The sequence below is a fragment of the Escherichia sp. 20412-1 genome (assembly GCF_003027595.1).
Lineage (GTDB): Bacteria > Pseudomonadota > Gammaproteobacteria > Enterobacterales > Enterobacteriaceae > Escherichia > Escherichia marmotae.
Genome location: NZ_PYQM01000059.1, coordinates 1 through 17,801, shown reverse-complemented (window position 1 = coordinate 17,801; position 17,801 = coordinate 1). Strand labels below are relative to the sequence as shown.

General features: G+C 52.9%; 20 protein-coding genes. 8 read left to right on the top strand and 12 right to left on the bottom strand.

The window, feature by feature from the left end:
* Positions 1 to 158: 158 nt before the first annotated feature.
* Genes flhA through C7B16_RS22365 form a run of 7 tightly spaced genes read right to left on the bottom strand, consistent with a single transcriptional unit; the run spans position 159 to position 6,388 of the window.
* A complete protein-coding gene (flhA, locus tag C7B16_RS22395) occupies positions 159 to 2,252 on the bottom strand; it encodes a flagellar biosynthesis protein FlhA (protein WP_105270179.1) in 2,094 nt (697 codons plus the stop codon).
* Positions 2,236 to 3,375 (bottom strand): flagellar type III secretion system protein FlhB, encoded by a 1,140-nt coding sequence (flhB, locus tag C7B16_RS22390; protein WP_107180171.1) that lies wholly within the window; start codon positions 3,373 to 3,375, stop codon positions 2,236 to 2,238. Before flhB ends, flhA begins: the two co-directional genes overlap by 17 nt.
* Positions 3,365 to 4,147 (bottom strand): flagellar biosynthetic protein FliR, encoded by a 783-nt coding sequence (fliR, locus tag C7B16_RS22385; protein ID WP_107180170.1) that lies wholly within the window; start codon positions 4,145 to 4,147, stop codon positions 3,365 to 3,367. Before fliR ends, flhB begins: the two co-directional genes overlap by 11 nt.
* Position 4,148: 1 nt before the next feature.
* Entirely contained in the window at positions 4,149 to 4,421 is a 273-nt protein-coding gene (locus C7B16_RS22380; protein WP_000958541.1) for a flagellar biosynthetic protein FliQ, read from the bottom strand.
* Positions 4,422 to 4,423: 2 nt separating this feature from the next.
* On the bottom strand, positions 4,424 to 5,176 hold the full coding sequence (gene fliP / locus C7B16_RS22375) for a flagellar type III secretion system pore protein FliP (RefSeq protein ID WP_105266886.1): 753 nt from the start codon (positions 5,174 to 5,176) through the stop codon (positions 4,424 to 4,426).
* On the bottom strand, positions 5,173 to 5,544 hold the full coding sequence (locus C7B16_RS22370; protein WP_038355523.1) for a FliM/FliN family flagellar motor switch protein: 372 nt from the start codon (positions 5,542 to 5,544) through the stop codon (positions 5,173 to 5,175). Before C7B16_RS22370 ends, fliP begins: the two co-directional genes overlap by 4 nt.
* On the bottom strand, positions 5,537 to 6,388 hold the full coding sequence (locus C7B16_RS22365; RefSeq protein ID WP_107180169.1) for a FliM/FliN family flagellar motor switch protein: 852 nt from the start codon (positions 6,386 to 6,388) through the stop codon (positions 5,537 to 5,539). Before C7B16_RS22365 ends, C7B16_RS22370 begins: the two co-directional genes overlap by 8 nt.
* A gap of 1,510 nt (positions 6,389 to 7,898) precedes the next feature.
* Between C7B16_RS22365 and C7B16_RS22360 the strand changes: the two genes are divergently transcribed.
* The 8 genes from C7B16_RS22360 to C7B16_RS22325 are packed head-to-tail and all read left to right on the top strand — an operon-like array spanning position 7,899 to position 14,708.
* The gene (locus C7B16_RS22360; protein WP_107180168.1) at positions 7,899 to 8,885 is read left to right on the top strand and encodes a sigma-54 interaction domain-containing protein; all 987 of its coding nucleotides are present in this window, start codon (positions 7,899 to 7,901) and stop codon (positions 8,883 to 8,885) included.
* Between the two features lie 14 nt (positions 8,886 to 8,899).
* Positions 8,900 to 9,241 (top strand): flagellar hook-basal body complex protein FliE, encoded by a 342-nt coding sequence (locus C7B16_RS22355; protein ID WP_038355520.1) that lies wholly within the window; start codon positions 8,900 to 8,902, stop codon positions 9,239 to 9,241.
* Positions 9,242 to 9,245: 4 nt separating this feature from the next.
* A complete protein-coding gene (gene fliF / locus C7B16_RS22350) occupies positions 9,246 to 10,892 on the top strand; it encodes a flagellar basal-body MS-ring/collar protein FliF (protein WP_107180167.1) in 1,647 nt (548 codons plus the stop codon).
* Positions 10,870 to 11,880 carry a flagellar motor switch protein FliG gene (locus tag C7B16_RS22345; RefSeq protein WP_064530447.1) on the top strand — a complete coding sequence of 337 codons (1,011 nt, stop codon included), beginning with the start codon at positions 10,870 to 10,872 and terminating at the stop codon, positions 11,878 to 11,880. Before fliF ends, C7B16_RS22345 begins: the two co-directional genes overlap by 23 nt.
* 3 nt (positions 11,881 to 11,883) lie before the next feature.
* The gene (gene fliH, locus C7B16_RS22340; protein WP_107180166.1) at positions 11,884 to 12,546 is read left to right on the top strand and encodes a flagellar assembly protein FliH; all 663 of its coding nucleotides are present in this window, start codon (positions 11,884 to 11,886) and stop codon (positions 12,544 to 12,546) included.
* Positions 12,539 to 13,876, top strand: coding sequence for a flagellar protein export ATPase FliI (gene fliI, locus C7B16_RS22335; RefSeq protein WP_107180165.1), 1,338 nt, complete (start codon positions 12,539 to 12,541; stop codon positions 13,874 to 13,876). The genes fliH and fliI overlap by 8 nt, the downstream gene beginning before the upstream one ends.
* A 2-nt stretch (positions 13,877 to 13,878) precedes the next feature.
* Complete coding sequence (gene fliJ / locus C7B16_RS22330) at positions 13,879 to 14,313, top strand: flagellar export protein FliJ (protein WP_059274115.1); 435 nt, start codon at positions 13,879 to 13,881, stop codon at positions 14,311 to 14,313.
* Positions 14,314 to 14,315: 2 nt separating this feature from the next.
* Entirely contained in the window at positions 14,316 to 14,708 is a 393-nt protein-coding gene (locus C7B16_RS22325) for an adenylyltransferase/cytidyltransferase family protein (protein ID WP_105225083.1), read from the top strand.
* Positions 14,709 to 14,719: 11 nt separating this feature from the next.
* Here C7B16_RS22325 and C7B16_RS22320 read toward each other — a convergent pair whose 3' ends face one another.
* From C7B16_RS22320 to C7B16_RS22300, 5 genes are all read right to left on the bottom strand, one after another.
* Positions 14,720 to 15,364 carry a hypothetical protein gene (locus tag C7B16_RS22320; RefSeq protein ID WP_233476871.1) on the bottom strand — a complete coding sequence of 215 codons (645 nt, stop codon included), beginning with the start codon at positions 15,362 to 15,364 and terminating at the stop codon, positions 14,720 to 14,722.
* Positions 15,365 to 15,479: 115 nt separating this feature from the next.
* Positions 15,480 to 15,980, bottom strand: coding sequence for a hypothetical protein (locus C7B16_RS22315; RefSeq protein ID WP_258182601.1), 501 nt, complete (start codon positions 15,978 to 15,980; stop codon positions 15,480 to 15,482).
* A 270-nt stretch (positions 15,981 to 16,250) separates the two neighbouring features.
* A complete protein-coding gene (locus C7B16_RS22310) occupies positions 16,251 to 16,724 on the bottom strand; it encodes an adhesin (RefSeq protein WP_105225084.1) in 474 nt (157 codons plus the stop codon).
* 25 nt (positions 16,725 to 16,749) lie between these two features.
* Positions 16,750 to 17,145 (bottom strand): lysozyme inhibitor LprI family protein, encoded by a 396-nt coding sequence (locus tag C7B16_RS22305; protein WP_085448685.1) that lies wholly within the window; start codon positions 17,143 to 17,145, stop codon positions 16,750 to 16,752.
* Positions 17,146 to 17,241: 96 nt separating this feature from the next.
* A complete protein-coding gene (locus tag C7B16_RS22300; protein WP_258182600.1) occupies positions 17,242 to 17,622 on the bottom strand; it encodes a hypothetical protein in 381 nt (126 codons plus the stop codon).
* Positions 17,623 to 17,801: the final 179 nt, after the last annotated feature.

Genomic DNA, 17,801 nt, shown 5'->3' with positions numbered 1-17,801 from the left:
TTTAACCGTAGGCCGGATAAGGCGTTCACGCCGCATCCGGCAATATGCACCGATGCCGGATGCGCTTACGCTTATCCGGCCTACAAATTTGTGCCTTAACCGTAGGCCGGATAAGGCGTTCACGCCGCATCCGGCAATTGTGCACTGGTGCCGGATTCTTACATCAACGCCCCCATAATCTTCAACTCCAGCTCATCCGGCACTTCGTTATACGACAGCACATGCAGCCCCGGCGCAAACAACCTTGCGTAGCGCGCCAGCAAAGGGCGTAACTGCGGCGGCACTAGCAGCACCGGGTCTTTCCCCGCCGCTTTCATCTGTTCCTTCACCTGCGGCATCGTACTCTGGAACTGGTTGAGCATATTCGGGTCAACCGGCACGCTGTCGAGCATCACTTTGCCGCCCTGTTGCGCCTGATTCACCACGTTGGTCAGCAGATTTTCCAGCTCATTATTCAGCGTATACACCGTCAGCTCCTGCTTGCGAACGAACGGATGGGTAATACTGCGCCGCAGCGCCAGGCGCACATCGGCCGCCAGCAGAATATGATCCTTGGTCACCGTGCTACTGGCGACCAGCACGGTGGCGATGGTGACGATATCGCGCAGGGAAACGCCTTCGGTCAACAGAGCCCGGTACACCTTCAGCAACTGGCTGTAGTTCAGCGCCGCGCTCAAATCTTCCGCCAGTCGCGGAGCCATCGACGACAGGCGGTTATGCAACTGCGTGATGTCATCATAGTTAAACAAATCAGGAATATAGCTGCGCACAATCTTGTTCACATGGGTGGCAATCACGCTGGCGCTGTCGATCACCTGATACCCCATATTCAGCGCCTTCGCTTTCTGCGCAGGCTGTATCCAGGTCACCGGCATCCCATACGCCGGGTCGTTACCCAGAACGCCATCAATCTCGCCGTAGGTTTCGCTGGAGGGCAGGGCCATCAGTTTATCCGCCGGAATATCCGCTTCATCAGCCTTAATGCCGTTGATGAAAATGGCGTACTGACTGGGCTTGAGGCGGAAGTTTTCCCGAATGCGGATCTCCGGCAACAGCACGCCGTTGCCGTCGGAAATCACCTGCCGGACGCCGCGAATACGCTGGGTGAGCGGGTTGCCCTGCGCTTTATCCACCAGCGCCACCAGCTTGTAGCCGAGGCTTAAACTGATGGGCTCAATCAGCGGAATGGTTTCCCAACTGACCTGTTGCTCGCTGGTTTCGGTGATGGTGCGGGTCAGCGTTTCGAGGCTTTTCTCTTCCGCCTCTGCCGCCTGCGGGCGTTTGCTCATTCGCCAGCCGGTATAGCCAAGCAGGGCGCTGAACATCAGGAACGGCAGGTGCGGCATTCCCGGCACCACCGCCAGCACAAACATAATTCCGGTGGCGGTGTAGAGCACCGACGGGCTTGCCAGGAGCTGGTTACGCACGTCATGGGCGATATCGCCGTTATCGCTGACGCGGGTGACGATAATCGCCGCCGCCGTGGAGAGCAGCAGGGAAGGGATCTGCGCCACCAGCCCGTCACCGATGGTCATCAGCACATACTGCTGGAAAGCGGCATCGGCGCTCAGGTTATATTTGAAAATCCCGATACAGACACCGCCGATCAGGTTGATCGCCAGAATCATCATCCCGGCGATGGCATCGCCACGCACAAACTTCGACGCCCCGTCCATTGCGCCGTAGAAATCGGCCTCGCTGGCAACGTCTTTACGCCGGGTTTGCGCCTGTGCCTGGTTGATCAATCCGGCGTTAAGATCGGCGTCAATCGCCATCTGCTTGCCGGGCATCGCGTCCAGGGTAAAGCGGGCTGAAACCTCGGAAATACGCTCGGCTCCTTTGGTGACGACGATAAAGTTGATGATCATCAGGATGATAAACACCACAAAGCCGACGACAAAGTTGCCGCCAATCACCACCTGACCAAACGACTCAATCACCTTACCCGCCGCACCTGCGCCGAGATGCCCGTGCAGCAGTACCACGCGCGTAGAGGCGACGTTGAGCGTCAGGCGCATTAAAGTGGTGATTAGCAAAATGGTCGGGAACAGGCTGAATTCCAGCGGTCTTTTTGCCGACACCGCCACCAGTAGCACCATCACCGCCAGCACAATGTTGAAGGTGAACAGAATATCCAGCAGCGCAGGCGGTAGCGGCAAAATAACCATCGCCAGAATACACAGGATCACCAGCGGCACGCCGAGATTGCCGCCGCGCAGCAGCGTGAGGAACGATTTAGTTGTTTTCGCCATCCAGTTTAAGCACCTCTTTGGGAATGGAAATATGTCTGTTCAGCGCCGGGCGCGGCTGTGCGCCGTCGCGCCAGAGTTTCATTTGCAGGACGTAGGTCAGAACGTGGGCGATGGCCCGGTAAAGCTGAAACGGAATTTGCTGGTTAACCTGGGTGGTGTAGTAAACCGAGCGCGCCAGCCGGGGGAATTCCACGATTTCAATCTGATGTTCGGTGGCGACCTGGCGAATATAGAGCGCGATTTCGTCTGTGCCTTTCGCCACCACAAACGGCGCGGCGGCGCGCGACTGGTCATACTGCAACGCAACGGCGTAGTGGGTCGGGTTGGTTATCACCACGTTGGCTTTCGGCACCACTTTGCGGATTTGCCCCATCGCCAGTTGCCGTTGCAGCCGCCGCACGCGCGCTTTCACTTCCGGCTTGCCTTCCTGATTTTTGTACTCTTCTTTCAGCTCCTGTTTGGTCATCTTCAGCCCTTTGGTGAACAGGGCTTTCGCCAGCGGCACGTCGATCAGCGCAAAGAAAATAAACAGGATGACAAAGTTGCGCATCACGCTGGCGTAGAGCGATAAACCCTCATTCATCGCCAGTTTGAACGGCAGTGCCTGCAGGCCGAGAAAGGCGGCAAAGTTATTGCGCAGGCTAATCCACAGCATTACCAGCACCACCACCGATTTCACCGTCATCTTCCCTGTTTCCGCCAGATGTTCACTGGAAAACAGCCGCCCAATGCCTTTTAACGGGCTGATTTTGCTGAAGTCCGGGAGGATTTTTTTCGGCAAGAACAGCCAGCCGCCAGGTACCAGCGAAGAGAGCAGCGCGGCGGCGGGCATCGGCAGCAAGGTGAGAATAAACTTGCCGAGAATTAACAGGTGATGGCGCAGAAACTGGCCGATCACCTGCGGGTTATTAATCTCCTGCGCATACTGGTGCACACTGATAAAACTCTCGCGTACAAAATCGGCATACCACGGAAAGCTGCTGGAGATCACCACAAACGCCGCAAACAGGCTCGCCGCCAGCCCCATATCCTTCGAGCGCGGCAGTTGTCCCTCTTCACGCGCTTTACGCAGCTTTTGTGCCGAGGGTTTCTCTGTTTTTTCTTCGCTGCTGCTATCCGCCATAGTGACCTTTCAGCGCGTCGAGTTGTTGCAATACAAAATTCGCCAGATGCAGATAGTGATCCGGCAGGTTGTAGAGCAGGGTGGCAAAACAGACCAGCCCCGCCAGCATGTTGATGGGAAAGCCGAGCGAAAAAAGGTTCAGCGGCGGCGCAATGCGGTTGAGCAGGCCAAAGCAGCCCTGCACAATCAGCATGATGAAAGTGGTCGGCAGCGCCAGCAGCGATGCCGACGCCAGCACCCAGCTAAAGGCCAGCGCAGTGGTGCGCAGGGTTTGCGGATGCAGCGCGTTGCCAATCGGCCAGTAGGTGAAGCCCTTGTACAACACGCTCACCAGCAGCAGATGCCCATCCATGGCAAAAAACAGCAGGATCGCGTAGACGTTGATCAGTTCCGCCAGCACAGTGGTTGATGCGCCGCTGCTCGGGTCGTTCATCACCGCCATGCTCATCCCCATATTGAACGAGAGAATTTGCCCGGCCAGTTGCAGCGCGAGAAACAGAAACTGAAACATCAGCCCGAATAACATGCCCCATAAAATTTGCTCCACCGTCAGAATCAGGCTGTTGAGCGAAAGCAGGTCGTGGGGAATGGGATGCGGGATCAACGGTGTGATGATTATCGCCAGCGCCAGCGACAAAATAATCCGCACGCGCACGGTCAGGGCGCTGTTATCCAGCACCGGCACATAGCGCAGAAACGCCATAATGCGCACGAAGGGAAACCATAGCCCCAGCGCCAGATCCGTCAGTTGTGTAATGTCGCTTGTGCGCATCTCAATGAACCAGCAACGCGGCCTGGCTAAACAGGTGAATGCACAGGTCATGCAACTGGATAATCATCCATTTGCCGCACACCCCCAGCACCACCAGCGTGACAATCAGCCTCGGCAAAAAGCTCAGGGTCTGTTCATTAATCTGCGTCACCGCCTGGAACACGCTCACCAGCAGGCCGACCAGCAGGCTTGGCACCACCAGTACCGAAACCAGTAAAATCACCACTTTTATGCCGCTGGCGACAATGTCGGCGGCTACGTCTACGGTCAACATAATCAGCCCAGCCCCAGCCCGCGAATGCTGGTGGTGAGCGTGCCGATGGTCAGCGACCAGCCGTCGATCAGCACAAACAGCATCAGTTTAAACGGCAGCGAAACAATCAGCGGCGACAGCATCATCATCCCCATCGCCATCAATACGCTGGCGACAATCAGGTCGATAACCAGAAACGGGATGTAAATCATAAAGCCAATCTGGAAAGCGGTTTTCAGCTCGCTCAACACATAGGCTGGCACCACAATCGTGAGATCCTGGTCGGCGGCATTGCCCTTCGCGCCGCCGATGGTCATGATTTGCGCCATCGCTTTTTTGTCGGTTTGCGCCAGCATAAAGCGTTTCAGCGGTGTAGCGGCGGTGCTTAAGGCATCGGTCAGGGTAATCCGATCGTTTTCAAACGGCACCACCGCGTGGTCGTAAATATTGAGCCAGATAGGGCGCATCACCAGCAGGGTGAGGGAGAGCGCAATACCAATCAGAATGCGGTTTGGCGGCGTTTGTTGCAGCCCCAGCGCCTGGCGCAGCAGCGACAGCACGATAATAAAGCGCGTAAAGCAGGTCATCATCAGCACCATCGTCGGCAGCAAACCGACGAGGGTCATCAGAATCAGCACCTGAATTTTGACGCTGTACTCCTGAGTGTTGCCGTGAGTGACCACGTTAAGCAGCGCAATATCGCCACCCTGGGCGATTGCCAGCGGCGCGAGCGCCAGCAGTGCCAGGCCCAGCGTCAGTTGAGTGCGGCGTTTCATGGCGCCAGTTCGTTGATGTCGCGGGTGTTGAACTCCAGCACGCGCAGGCCATACTTCTCGTTGACCACCACCACTTCCGCTTTGCCCAGCAGGATATTATTCACTTTAATATCCAGCGGTTCCCCGGCGAGTTTATCCAGCTCAATCACCGTGTCGTCGTCGATGTTAAGCAGGTCGGCTAACATGATTTCCACCGACGATACTTCCAGCGTTAAGGTCACCGGAATGCGTTTCAGCAGCGTCATCGAGTCGGAAAAGCGATCTTCCTGGCGGGTGACCCGCGTTGCGGCGTCGGCGGATTTCACGACAGGCGCAACGTCATCGGTCAGGCCAAAATCCTCAGCTAAAATATCTTCTTGCTTACTCATGGCTATTCTCATTTTTGCCTGCCAGCTCCGACAAAAACAGTTTGTCTTTGTCTTCCACAATCAGGGCGCTAAATAATTCAGATTGCCCAATCGCCACCGGGAATGTTTCTCCCAGAGAAATGGGTAAAATATCCCCGGCTTTTATTTGCGAGAGATCCGCAACATTTATCGACAGCTCGGCAATTTTGACGTTCAGGGTCAGCGGCAGGGAGCGGATGATTTCTTTAATCAATGCCGGTTTATTAACGGATTTCGCCACCTGCTGCGGTTTACTGTGCTCGCTGTGGCGAATCAGATTTAAAATAAAATCGGTGTGGGCGTCGTCGAGCAAAATACGAAAACTGCTCTCTTCATCGCCCGCCAGGGTAAAGGTTAATTGGTACGCCCAGTGGGTAATTACCGTGCTGCTGTCCAGTTTTAATTTCAGCGCAATACCGGAGGTTTGCAGATTAAATATCAGTGTGCAGATATCCAGCGCCAGACGGTTCTTTAAACGTGTTTCGGTTTTGGTCGGTAGACCGTGATGGGGTTTCGTCTCTTTGAGAGATGACTCCAGACCATAAAAATTGCCCAGCAGCATTAACAATAAGGAACGATCAATATCAAACGCCAGATGCCCGACCTGGGAAACCATCAGCTCAGCGTTTTTATTAATAATATCCATTTCGCAGCCAATCTTTTTTAAGGTGATATTGCTGCGATGCTTTTTAAGAAAGTAGCTGCCAAGATGCGAATCAATCACGTCAAAATTCCCTGTAAACAGGGTCGGCAGGCGATGGTAGGGGCGTCCGAGCCGATTACCTTCTAATTTAAAGATGCCTGGCGTTTTACTGTACTTCAGCATGGCTTACTTTCTCTGCTGTAATGGTAAGGGCGTTTTTGTGCACGCAATTCCGGCAGTGACACAAGGTGAGGTATTAAATAGAGGGGGCGTGAAAGGGGCAAATTATTAATAGGATGAAAAAATAATTAAATTATTAATAGGTGAGATATCAGGCATCGTCATAAAACATTGCACAAACTGTAGGCCTGATAAGACGCGCAGCGTCGCATCAGGCATCGGTGCACAATTGCCGGATGCGGCGTAACCGCCTTATCCGGCCTACCGTTCGGGCGCGGGCTTGTAGGCCTGATAAGACGCGCCAGCGTCGCATCAGGCATCGGTGCACAATTGCCGGATGCGGCGTAACCGCCTTATCCGGCCTACCGTCCGGCCGCAGGCTGTAGGCCTGATAAGACGCGTCAGCGTCGCATCAGGCATCGGTGCACAATTGCCGGATGCGGCGTAACCGCCTTATCCGGCCTACCGTTCGGGCGCGGGCTTGTAGGCCTGATAAGACGCGCAGCGTCGCATCAGGCATCGGCGCACAACTGCCGGATGCGGCGTAACCGCCTTATCCGGCCTACCGTTCGGGCGCGGGCTTGTAGGCCTGATAAGACGCGTAGCGTCGCATCAGGCGTCGGCGCACAATTGCCGGATGCGGCGTAACCGCCTTATCCGGCCTACCGTTCGGGCGCGGGCTTGTAGGCCTGATAAGACGCGTAGCGTCGTATCAGGCGTCGGCGCACAACTGCCGGATGCGGCGTAACCGCCTTATCCGGCCTACCGTTCGGGCGCGGGCTTGTAGGCCTGATAAGACGCGTAGCGTCGCATCAGGCATCGGTGCACAACTGCCGGATGCGGCGTAAACGCCTTATCCGGTCTACCGTTCGGGCGCGGGCTTGTAGGCCTGATAAGACGCGCCAGCGTCGCATCAGGCGTCGGCGCACAATTGCCGGATGCGGCGTAACCGCCTTATCCGGCCTACCGTTCGGGCGCGGGCTTGTAGGCCTGATAAGACGCGTCAGCGTCGCATCAGGCGTCGGCGCACAATTGCCGGATGCGGCGTAACCGCCTTATCCGGCCTACCGTTCGGGTGCAGGCTGTAGGCCTGATAAGACGCGCAGCGTCGCATCAGGCGTCGGCGCACAATTGCCGGATGCGGCGTAACCGCCTTATCCGGCCTACCGTTCGGCCGCGGGCTTGTAGGCCTGATAAGACGCGTAGCGTCGCATCAGGCGTCGGCGCACAACTGCCGGATGCGGCGTAACCGCCTTATCCGGCCTACCGTCCGGCCGCAGGCTGTAGGCCTGATAAGACGCGCAGCGTCGCATCAGGCATCGGCGCACAACTGCCGGATGCGGCGTAACCGCCTTATCCGGCCTACCGTTCGGGTGCAGGCATGGTGTTACATGTAACTCATTGTTGATCAACAAATAATATTTTTATTATCGTTTAATTCGAACTTGTTAATCCCGCCGGTGATACGCTTCAGAACATCCTGTTTTCTGTCGCTACTTATATCGTTCACCCTATGTCTGAACTTATTGCAACTGCCGCTTCCAGCATTAACGCTTTTACACTGGCAAAGCGTGTCGCCACCTTTAACGTACCGGTCCTGATTCAGGGCGAAACCGGCGCGGGCAAAGAATGCGTGGCGAAATATATTCACACCGTAGCCTTTGGTGAAAATGAAAACGCGCCCTATATCGGCGTGAATTGTGCGGCGATCCCGGAAAATATGCTGGAATCCACCTTATTTGGCTACGACAAAGGCGCATTTACCGGCGCAATTGCCAGCATGCCAGGAAAAATGGAACTGGCGAATAACGGCACCTTATTACTCGATGAAATTGGTGAAATGCCGCTGGCGCTACAGGCCAAAATATTACGCGTATTACAGGAACAACAAGTTGAGCGATTAGGCAGCAACCGACAAATTAAACTCAATTTTCGCCTGATTGCCTGCACCAATAAAAACCTTGAACAAGAAGTCGCTGCCGGACGTTTTCGTGAAGATCTCTATTATCGCCTGGCGGTTATTCCTATTACCATGCCGCCGCTACGTGAACGTCTGAACGATATTATTCCGCTGGCAGAGTCATTTATTAAAAAATACGCCACGGTACTGGTGAAAAATATCACCCTGTCGGAGTCCACCCGCCGCGCGCTGCTGAATTACCGCTGGCCCGGTAACGTTCGTCAACTGGAAAACGCCATTCAGCGGGGAATGATTTTAAATCGCGACGGCGTGATTTTCCCGGACGCACTAGGTCTGCCAGAAACAGACGTAACCGAGAATACAGAACTGCAATGGCCTGTTCAGCCCGCCGTCCACATTGCCGAAACCCGCGATTTAGGCCAGCACGGACGTAGCGCGCAATATCAATATATCGCTGACCTGATGCGTAAATATCAGGGCAACCGCAGCAAGATTGCCGACCTGTTAGGTATTACCCCGCGCGCACTGCGCTATCGACTGGCCTCTATGCGTAAGCACGGTATCGAAGTTTTCTCCTGACCCGGAAGTTAAAAATGAGCATTACTAATATCAACAGCACCATGCAGGCGCAAATCATGCAGGACGTGCAGCGGATGCAGGCCAACGCCCAGGCACCGGTGCTGCCCGCCATGACCTTCAGTTCCACCGACCCGGACGTATCGTTTAACCGCATTATGTCCGGTGCGCTCGGTCATGTTGACCAGTTCCAGCAGGTGGCGGAGCAGCAGCAAACGGCTGTCGACACGGGCAAAAGTGATGACCTCGCAGGGGCGATGATCGCCAGCCAGCAGGCGTCGCTCTCTTTTTCCGCGCTGGTGCAGGTGCGCAACAAAATCGCCACCGGATTTAACGATCTGATGAGTATGTCGATCTAACACTATGAATGAACTGATCAAAAAGTTGACCCAGGCGTTTCCGGCGTTTCGACTGCGTCTTGCAGATAACAAACGCTGGGCGTTGATGGCGGGCGTGGGGCTTGCCGTTGCGGTGACGGCGATTATTGTCAGCGTGCTGTGGACCGGTAATCGCGGCTACGTCTCGCTCTACGGACGTCAGGAAAATCTGCCCGTGTCGCAGATTGTCACCGTGCTGGACGGCGAAAAGCTCAGCTACCGCATCGACCCGCAGAGCGGGCAGATTCTGGTGCCGGAAGATGAACTGTCGAAAACGCGCATGACCCTTGCCGCCAAAGGCGTGCAGGCGATATTGCCCAGCGGCTACGAGCTGATGGACAAAGACGAAGTGCTCGGCAGCAGCCAGTTCGTGCAGAACGTGCGCTACAAACGCAGTCTCGAAGGGGAACTGGCACAGAGCATTATGTCGCTGGATGCGGTGGAGAGCGCGCGGGTGCATCTGGCGCTCAACGAAGAAAGCTCGTTTGTGGTCAGCGATGAGCCGCAAAACAGCGCCTCGGTGGTGGTGCGCCTGCACTACGGCGCGAAGCTGAATATGGACCAGGTGAACGCCATCGTGCATCTGGTGTCCGGCAGTATTCCGGGGCTGCACGCCAGCAAAGTTAGCGTCGTCGATCAGGCGGGAAATCTGCTGACCGACGGCATTGGCGCGGGCGAGGCGGTCTCTGCCGCCACCCGTAAACGCGATCAGATCCTCAAAGACATTCAGGACAAAACCCGCGCCAGCGTGGCGAATGTGCTGGATTCGCTGGTCGGTAGCGGGAATTACCGCGTCAGCGTGATGCCGGATCTCGATCTCAGCACCATCGACGAAACCCAGGAACACTACGGCGACGCGCCGAAAATCAACCGCGAAGAGAGCGTGCTGGACAGCGACGCCAATCAGGTAGCGATGGGCGTGCCCGGTTCGCTCAGCAACCGTCCGCCGATTGCGGCGAATCAGATGACCAACGGCGCGGAAGAAAATCGCTCGCCGGAAGCGTTATCCAAACACAGCGAAAGCAAGCGCGATTACTCTTACGACCGCAGCGTCCAGCATATCCAGCATCCCGGCTTTGCGGTGAAACGCCTTAACGTGGCGGTGGTGCTCAATCAAAACGCCCCGGCGCTGAAAAACTGGAAACCGGAGCAGACCACGCAGCTTACCGCGTTGCTGAACAATGCCGCCGGTATTGACGCGCAACGTGGGGATAACCTGACGCTTTCACTGCTCAACTTTGTGCCGCAGGCGGTGCCGGTCGAACCAGTGATCCCGCTGTGGAAAGATGACAGCGTGCTGGCCTGGGGGCGTCTGATTGGCTGCGGTCTGCTGGCGCTGTTGTTGCTGTTCTTCGTGGTGCGCCCGTTGATGAAACGCCTGACGGCGGTGCGAGCACCGGTTATCACACCAGAACCGGAAGCCGTCAGCGAACCGTGGATCGCCACGCCGGAAGAAGAACGCAAAAACGTCGACCTGCCGTCGCTGCCCGGTGATGACAGCCTGCCTCCGCAGAGTTCCGGCCTCGAAGTGAAACTCGAGTTCCTGCAAAAACTGGCCATGAGCGACACCGATCGCGTTGCCGAAGTTCTCAGACAATGGATTACCAGCAATGAGCGAATTGACAATAAATAAGAGCAACAGCTACCTGGAGCAGGCGGCGATCCTGCTGCTGTGTCTGGGCGAAGAGGCGGCGGCGACGGTGATGCAAAAGCTTAGCCGCGAAGAAGTGGTGCGCCTGAGCGAAAACATGGCGCGGCTTTCTGGCGTTAAAACCAGCATGGCGCGCAAAGTGATCAATAACTTCTTTGATGAGTTCCGCGAACAGAGCGGCATCAACGGTGCATCACGATCCATGTTGCAGGGCATTCTTAACAAAGCGCTTGGCACCGAGATTGCCAGCAGCGTGATCAACGGTATCTATGGCGATGAGATCCGCTCGCGGATGGCGCGCCTGCAATGGGTGGAACCGCGCCAGTTGGCGATGCTGATCTCCGAAGAACATCTGCAATTGCAGGCGGTGTTCCTCGCATTTCTGACGCCGGAAATCTCGGCAGCGGTGCTTTCATATCTCAACGAATCGGTGCAAAACGAAATTCTCTACCGGGTGGCGAAACTCAACGACGTCAACCGCGACGTGGTGGATGAACTGGACCGCCTGATCGAACGCGGTCTGTCGGTACTTTCGGAGCATGGCTCGAAGGTGAAAGGCATTAAACAGGCGGCGGATATCGTCAACCGCTTCCAGGGCAACCAGCAGGTGATCCTCGACCAGATGCGCGAGCGTGACGAAAACGTGCTGGAGCAGCTCCAGGATGAGATGTACGACTTCTTTATCCTCAGCCGCCAGAACGAAGAGGTGCGCCGACGTCTGCTCGATGAAGTGCCGATGGAGGACTGGGCGGTGGCGCTGAAAGGCACCGAAGCCCTGCTGCGTCGCTCAATTTACGCGGTAATGCCAAAACGTCAGGTGCAGCAACTGGAAGCGATCACCGCACGTCTGGGGCCGGTGCCGGTCAGCCGTATCGAACAGATCCGTCGCGAAATCATGGGCATTGCCCGTGAACTGGAAGAGGCTGGAGAGTTTCAGCTACAGCTCTTTGCGGAACAGACGGCGGAGTAACCCATGACCATTGAAACACTGCGCGGGCGCTATCGTCTGCACCGTTTCCCGCCGCGCCAGCGTGCGGTGACCGGAGAACCGCTCACCGCCAGCATTAGCGCCGCCGATTACCAGCGCCAGTTGATGGACGGTTTTCAGGAAGGGCTGCAAAAAGGGTTTGCGCAGGGAATGACCGAAGGCCAGGAGCAGGGCTACACCGAAGGCAGCCTTGCGGGGCAGCAGGAAGGGCGCAAACAGTTTGTGGAGGCGGCGCAGCCGCTGGAAGCCATCAGCGGAAAAGTGAACGACTTCCTCGCCCATATCGAACGCAAACAGCGGGAAGATTTGTTGCAACTGGTGGAAAAAGTCACCCGCCAGGTGATCCGCTGTGAACTGGCGCTGCAACCCACGCAGTTACTGGCGCTGGTGGAAGAGGCGCTGGCGGCCTTCCCGGCAATGCCGGAAACATTACAGGTGATGCTGAGCACGGAAGAATTTAACCGTCTGCGCGACGCGGTGCCGGAAAAGGTCAGCGAATGGGGGCTGATGCCTTCGCCGGATCTGCCGCCGGGGGAATGCCGGGTGATCACCGATAAATCCGAACTGGATATCGGCTGCGAACACCGCCTGGAACAGTGCATGACGGCGCTGCAAGAAACACTCACGCCGGAGTCGCAAAGTGAGTGATTTTTCCGCTTTCGATAACGCCCTGCGCTCGCTGGAGTCGATTCCATTAGCCCGCGTCGCCGGGCGGTTGGTGCGCCTTAACGGCATCCTGCTGGAGAGCGTCGGCTGCCCGCTAATGACCGGGCAATTGTGCCGCATCGAAAGCGCCAATCACACGCTTATCGACGCGCAGGCCGTGGGCTTTAATCGCGACATCACCTACTTAATGCCGTTTAAACAGCCGGTCGGCCTGATGGCGGGCGCGCGCGTCTTCCCGGAAGAAAAAGCTCACGATATCCTGATTGGCGAAAGCTGGTTAGGCCGCGTGGTGAATGGCCTCGGTGAGCCGCTGGATGGCAAAGGCCGCCTGAACGGCAACGATCTTCTGCCACCGCTGCCGCCGTCGGTCAATCCCTTAACCCGCCGTTCGGTGGACGAACCGCTGGACGTGGGCGTGAAAGCGATCAACGGCCTGCTGACCATTGGCAAAGGCCAGCGCGTCGGGCTGATGGCGGGCAGCGGCGTCGGGAAAAGCGTACTGCTGGGAATGATCACCCGCCAGACCAAAGCCGACATTGTGGTGGTGGGGTTGATTGGCGAGCGTGGGCGCGAAGTGAAAGAGTTTATCGACCACTCACTGGGCGCGGATGGGCTGGCAAAGTCTATTGTTGTTGTCGCGCCCGCCGATGAATCGCCGTTGATGCGCCTGAAAGCCACCGAACTGTGCCATTCCATCGCCGCCTGGTTTCGCGACCGTGGGCATCACGTTTTACTGCTGGTGGATTCCCTGACCCGCTACGCGATGGCACAGCGGGAAATTGCGCTCTCCCTCGGTGAACCGCCTGCCACCAAAGGCTATCCGCCGTCGGCATTCGGCATGATCCCAAAACTGGTCGAAAGCGCAGGCAACAGCGAAAGCGCAGGATCGATGACCGCCATCTACACCGTGCTGGCGGAAGGCGACGATCAGCAAGATCCGATTGTCGACTGCGCCCGCGCGGTGCTGGACGGGCATATCGTATTAACCCGCAAGCTGGCGGAAGCGGGGCATTATCCGGCCATTGATATCGGCCAGTCGATCAGCCGCTGCATGAACCAGGTTACCCGCCCGGAACATCAGCAATCCGCCCGCGCGTTAAAGCAAAACTACGCTGCGTATATGGAGATCAAACCGCTGATCCCGCTCGGTGGCTACGTGCAAGGCGCGGACGCCAGCGTCGATAACGCAGTGAAAATGTTCCCGGCTATCGAGCGATTTTTGCGTCAGGAGATGCGCGAACCCGCCTCTCTTGAACTGGTGCAAAGCCGCCTGCAAATTCTCTTTCCTGGTGTCAAAAAGGCAGAACAGTAACTATGCGACAAATTATCGACACCCTCGCGCAGTTGCAGCGCCTGCGGGATAAATCGGTCAAAGACAAAACCGTCGAGCTGGCAAAGCAAAAACAGATTTGCGCGGGCTATGACAACAATATCAAAGCATTAGACTACCTTGTGGAGAAAACGTCTGCGGGCGCGGCGGCGTCGGTGGAATCGCTGAAAAACGTCAGCGGCTACAAAGGTACTTTGCGTAAGGTGATCGCCTGGCAGGAACAGGAAAAAACGCTGGCTAACATCAAAGCCACGCGAATGCAGAAAAACCTGACGGCGGCGGCCTGCGAAGAGAAAGTGGTAGCCCTGACGCTGGACGACAAACGCCGCGAGCAACAAGAAAGCGCCACCGCGAAAGCGCAAAAAGCGGTGGACGATATTGCGGTGCAGTGCTGGCTACGGCACAAATTAGCGGAGTAGCCATGAAAACGGTCATCACCTTCGGCACCTTCGATGTGTTTCATGTCGGTCATCTGCGCCTTTTACAACGCGCCCGCACGCTGGGCGAAAGGCTGCTGGTCGGCGTATCGTCCGACGCCTTGAATATCGCCAAAAAGGGCAGGGCACCGGTTTACCATCAGGATGACCGCTTGGCGATCATCGCCGGGCTGGCGTGCGTGGATGGCGTATTTCTGGAGGAATCGCTGGAGCAAAAGGCGGAGTATCTGCGGGGGCACAGTGCAGATATTTTGGTGATGGGCGACGACTGGGCAGGGAAGTTTGATAGCTTCGCGTATATTTGTGAGGTGGTCTATTTCCCCCGCACGCCGTCGGTGTCGACGACGGGGATCATTGAGGTGATTAGGGGTCGGTAATTAATCACTATTTAGTTAGTATTAAATTTTTTCCGGCGTGTTAACTCAAAGCGTCCTTTCACTATTTTGTAGCTTGTTTGCAGATATAGTTCAGGTAGTGGACTCTTCTTGAGTGGAGTCATCCCATATTCACCAGGTTTGTAAGGATGGATAACATAGTTATTTATCGCTATCGTATAGTCCGGGCTTATTTTAAAGTGTGAGAAACGGATGATATCTTCGTAACCAAAGAAGGTGCTAAGCAACAGGGAATCTAAAAGGATGCCTTTTCTGTCATAACTATTCAGTTGGATATTGAGTAATGAAGTGTCACTTTCACCGATGGTGTTATACATAACAAGTCTGAAGATATTATCTTTATCTTCAAACTGACCCAATTCGTAAAAACGAGTATCTTTAGCAACCCAGGGAGAGAGGAAATTATCGCCTTTGACAGGGATGGTGATTTCTTGCTGATTGAAAGGTGTTGTTTGGGATTTTTGGTTTTCAGATAAGGAGAGTTCTGTAATTCCGTTGGTGATGTTTTTATAATAAATCGCAAATGGTGTTATTTTTGTAGAATCTAATGGTAGCGTTAGTGCTTTGTTCTGACCAATTGTACTGGTAGTAGTAATAAAAATAATAAGAGACAGTAATGCGAGTGATGTTTTGTTCATGTTTTTACTAACGCAATAAAATAAATGGATTATCAGAAGTGTTTCTGAAATAGTATTTTTGTTTTTCTATGCAAGCTGAAAAAGATGAATAAGAGAGTCATCCCATCATAAGGGGCTATCTCCTCAGAACGTGTTCTTTTACTTTAAGTGATGCATATATATTCTTGTAAATCATAAATAAGGTTGAATTTCCTGTGCCAGTAAAAATAATAAAATGATTTTCTGGTAAAGCTATCTCTGCCTGAAAACATTGATCTACATGATATCCAGAATCATCATTGAACCGGCATGAAACAATTGCGCTCATGCCAACAAATTCTGGCGTAACATTTATGTCAGCTAATACGGGAATGCCTTCGCTTGCCGCCTCCCATCGCCCTTCATTGTTCACTGTGAAAAAGTCGCTTCCCGTACGTGATATGGATTCACATACTTTAATATATGTAGTTGTATTTCTATATTCTTTGCTAATAGATAAACAATCTTTGCTTTTAGTAATGAACCAATTAACAGGGACTTCAAACGTAACTTCATTGAAAGAGATAATCTTAAGATGGTCACTACCATAACTATTTTCGATAAAAAAACAAAAAAATATTATAAAAGTTAATCTCACTTACTTTATCTCTAAAAGAATTTATTAATCATGTTGAAAGTAGAGTCAGGGTAAGATAACGAAAGCCCGCAACCCGAAAGGACTGACGCCAGTAATTTTCTGTCGTATAAGCTATGCAAAAATAGTTATTAATTGACAAGAGTTGCTTTCAGTTATTGAACATATAATACGAATTATGCAGTGGAAAAATTACGTTATATAGAATTCCGTGTTATAGAGGTAAATCTTGATTGTCAATAATAAATGTCTGGCTATGTATTCTCACCTATTTTAAATACCACAGTACCCAAACATATTCATTGTATTTTCATTGCCTTTTGTCTTGATGGTAATGCTGTATTTAACATCTTCGCCTTCATCATCTATGGTTTCTGAGTTAATTGACATTTTTCTTGTGATGATAGTTACATCTTTGTTCTTAAAGATAGCCGTATCTTTACCTGATGATACTTGCTTTGCGATAATAATCTTATGATTTAATTCGATGATCGCAGAGTACGCGCAGGTTTCTTTTCCTGTAGGTTTGCCTGCGGGACAAATTCCACCTTCAACATAGTTATAACTATCTTTATCCTTATTGCTTTCCAGATTCAACGTACAAACAGGATGTGCTAGATTGGTGACTTCTTCAACGTGAAAACTGGTCATGACAACATAGTCTGATGAAAGCCAGTTTGATTCGGTTGCTGCACAAACAGTAACGCAGTTAGATACTAGTGTGAGTATAAATATTATTTTTCTCATGATAATGTTCCTGTGGATATATTCATTATTGTGTAAGTATGCTTTTAAGCCCTTCAATTCTTTTACGTGTCATGTCATTTTTACAAGAATACATTGCCGTCTCATACGCTTGAGATTTTTCATCGTTCTGGAATGAGTAAGCTACACAATTTTTGTCTCGAAATTTTAGCCATGCTCTTTGGGATGATTTTATTTTTTCAATATACTCAACACCTAAATCTGGCTGTGCACTGTATTCCTTACGAATCATGGATAAAAGATTTTTGTAAGTATTATTCAGCTCACTATCACTGTGTTCAAATGTCACTTTAGAACAGAGAAAAACTTGTGAAGATAATTGTATGTCGGAGCATGGAGCGCTTGCATGTAGTACGAAAGGAATGAAAACAAAGAGAGATGATACTATTTTTGTATGATTCATGTGTTATTTTTCTTGAGTGATTCTGTGTTTGTTGACAAGGGGGAGCCTGAACTCGCTACCAGAGTAGAATTTTGAAGAACTGTATTCAGATAATATTTAAGAGAAGTGTTGATTTTTACGTCTTGCAATATCAATTATATCTGGAATGGCGGTTAATTTTGAATGATCTATTTCTGATAACTCAACAGCCCAGGATATTGATACATATCCTGACATATGTTCATAGGAACGACAAGAACCACACCATTCCCAATAACTTCCAGGTCCTTTATACATAATTCCTCCTATTAAGCGTGGTTGCGTTTTTACCAGAGAATAATAGCGATATAATTCCGTATCACCACATACTGGACAAGCAGTTGATAAATGCATCCCTTCTCCAGGAGCAACATTATTATAAATTTCCCTCCATCTGTCCGTGTATTCGGGGGGGATCCCATTCCATTGTTTTTTCTCTATAATTTTTTCTTTTTCCATTTATCCAATCCTCTTATGCATCACCTGAACTATCATTTTGTTTCCCACTCCTTTTGGATTTGCCCCTATATTTCCAGACATCTGTTATCACTTAACCCATTACAGGCCCGCTGCCGCAGATATTCCCGTGGCGAGCGATAACCCAACGCACTATGCGGATGCCATTCGTTATAATGCTC

What these genes read in the sequence shown, in the direction of transcription:
- C7B16_RS22380 (WP_000958541.1), bottom strand. Translation starts at nt 4,421, where the DNA reads ATGTTGACCGTAGACGTAGCCGCCGACATTGTCGCCAGCGGCATAAAA.
- C7B16_RS22305 (WP_085448685.1), bottom strand. Translation starts at nt 17,145, where the DNA reads ATGAATCATACAAAAATAGTATCATCTCTCTTTGTTTTCATTCCTTTC.
- C7B16_RS22300 (WP_258182600.1), bottom strand. Translation starts at nt 17,622, where the DNA reads ATGGAAAAAGAAAAAATTATAGAGAAAAAACAATGGAATGGGATCCCC.
- flhA (WP_105270179.1), bottom strand. Translation starts at nt 2,252, where the DNA reads ATGGCGAAAACAACTAAATCGTTCCTCACGCTGCTGCGCGGCGGCAAT.
- C7B16_RS22355 (WP_038355520.1), top strand. Translation starts at nt 8,900, where the DNA reads ATGAGCATTACTAATATCAACAGCACCATGCAGGCGCAAATCATGCAG.
- fliJ (WP_059274115.1), top strand. Translation starts at nt 13,879, where the DNA reads ATGCGACAAATTATCGACACCCTCGCGCAGTTGCAGCGCCTGCGGGAT.
- C7B16_RS22370 (WP_038355523.1), bottom strand. Translation starts at nt 5,544, where the DNA reads ATGAGTAAGCAAGAAGATATTTTAGCTGAGGATTTTGGCCTGACCGAT.
- fliF (WP_107180167.1), top strand. Translation starts at nt 9,246, where the DNA reads ATGAATGAACTGATCAAAAAGTTGACCCAGGCGTTTCCGGCGTTTCGA.
- fliR (WP_107180170.1), bottom strand. Translation starts at nt 4,147, where the DNA reads ATGCGCACAAGCGACATTACACAACTGACGGATCTGGCGCTGGGGCTA.
- fliP (WP_105266886.1), bottom strand. Translation starts at nt 5,176, where the DNA reads ATGAAACGCCGCACTCAACTGACGCTGGGCCTGGCACTGCTGGCGCTC.
- C7B16_RS22325 (WP_105225083.1), top strand. Translation starts at nt 14,316, where the DNA reads ATGAAAACGGTCATCACCTTCGGCACCTTCGATGTGTTTCATGTCGGT.
- C7B16_RS22320 (WP_233476871.1), bottom strand. Translation starts at nt 15,364, where the DNA reads ATGAACAAAACATCACTCGCATTACTGTCTCTTATTATTTTTATTACT.
- C7B16_RS22360 (WP_107180168.1), top strand. Translation starts at nt 7,899, where the DNA reads ATGTCTGAACTTATTGCAACTGCCGCTTCCAGCATTAACGCTTTTACA.
- C7B16_RS22310 (WP_105225084.1), bottom strand. Translation starts at nt 16,724, where the DNA reads ATGAGAAAAATAATATTTATACTCACACTAGTATCTAACTGCGTTACT.
- C7B16_RS22345 (WP_064530447.1), top strand. Translation starts at nt 10,870, where the DNA reads ATGAGCGAATTGACAATAAATAAGAGCAACAGCTACCTGGAGCAGGCG.
- fliH (WP_107180166.1), top strand. Translation starts at nt 11,884, where the DNA reads ATGACCATTGAAACACTGCGCGGGCGCTATCGTCTGCACCGTTTCCCG.
- flhB (WP_107180171.1), bottom strand. Translation starts at nt 3,375, where the DNA reads ATGGCGGATAGCAGCAGCGAAGAAAAAACAGAGAAACCCTCGGCACAA.
- C7B16_RS22365 (WP_107180169.1), bottom strand. Translation starts at nt 6,388, where the DNA reads ATGCTGAAGTACAGTAAAACGCCAGGCATCTTTAAATTAGAAGGTAAT.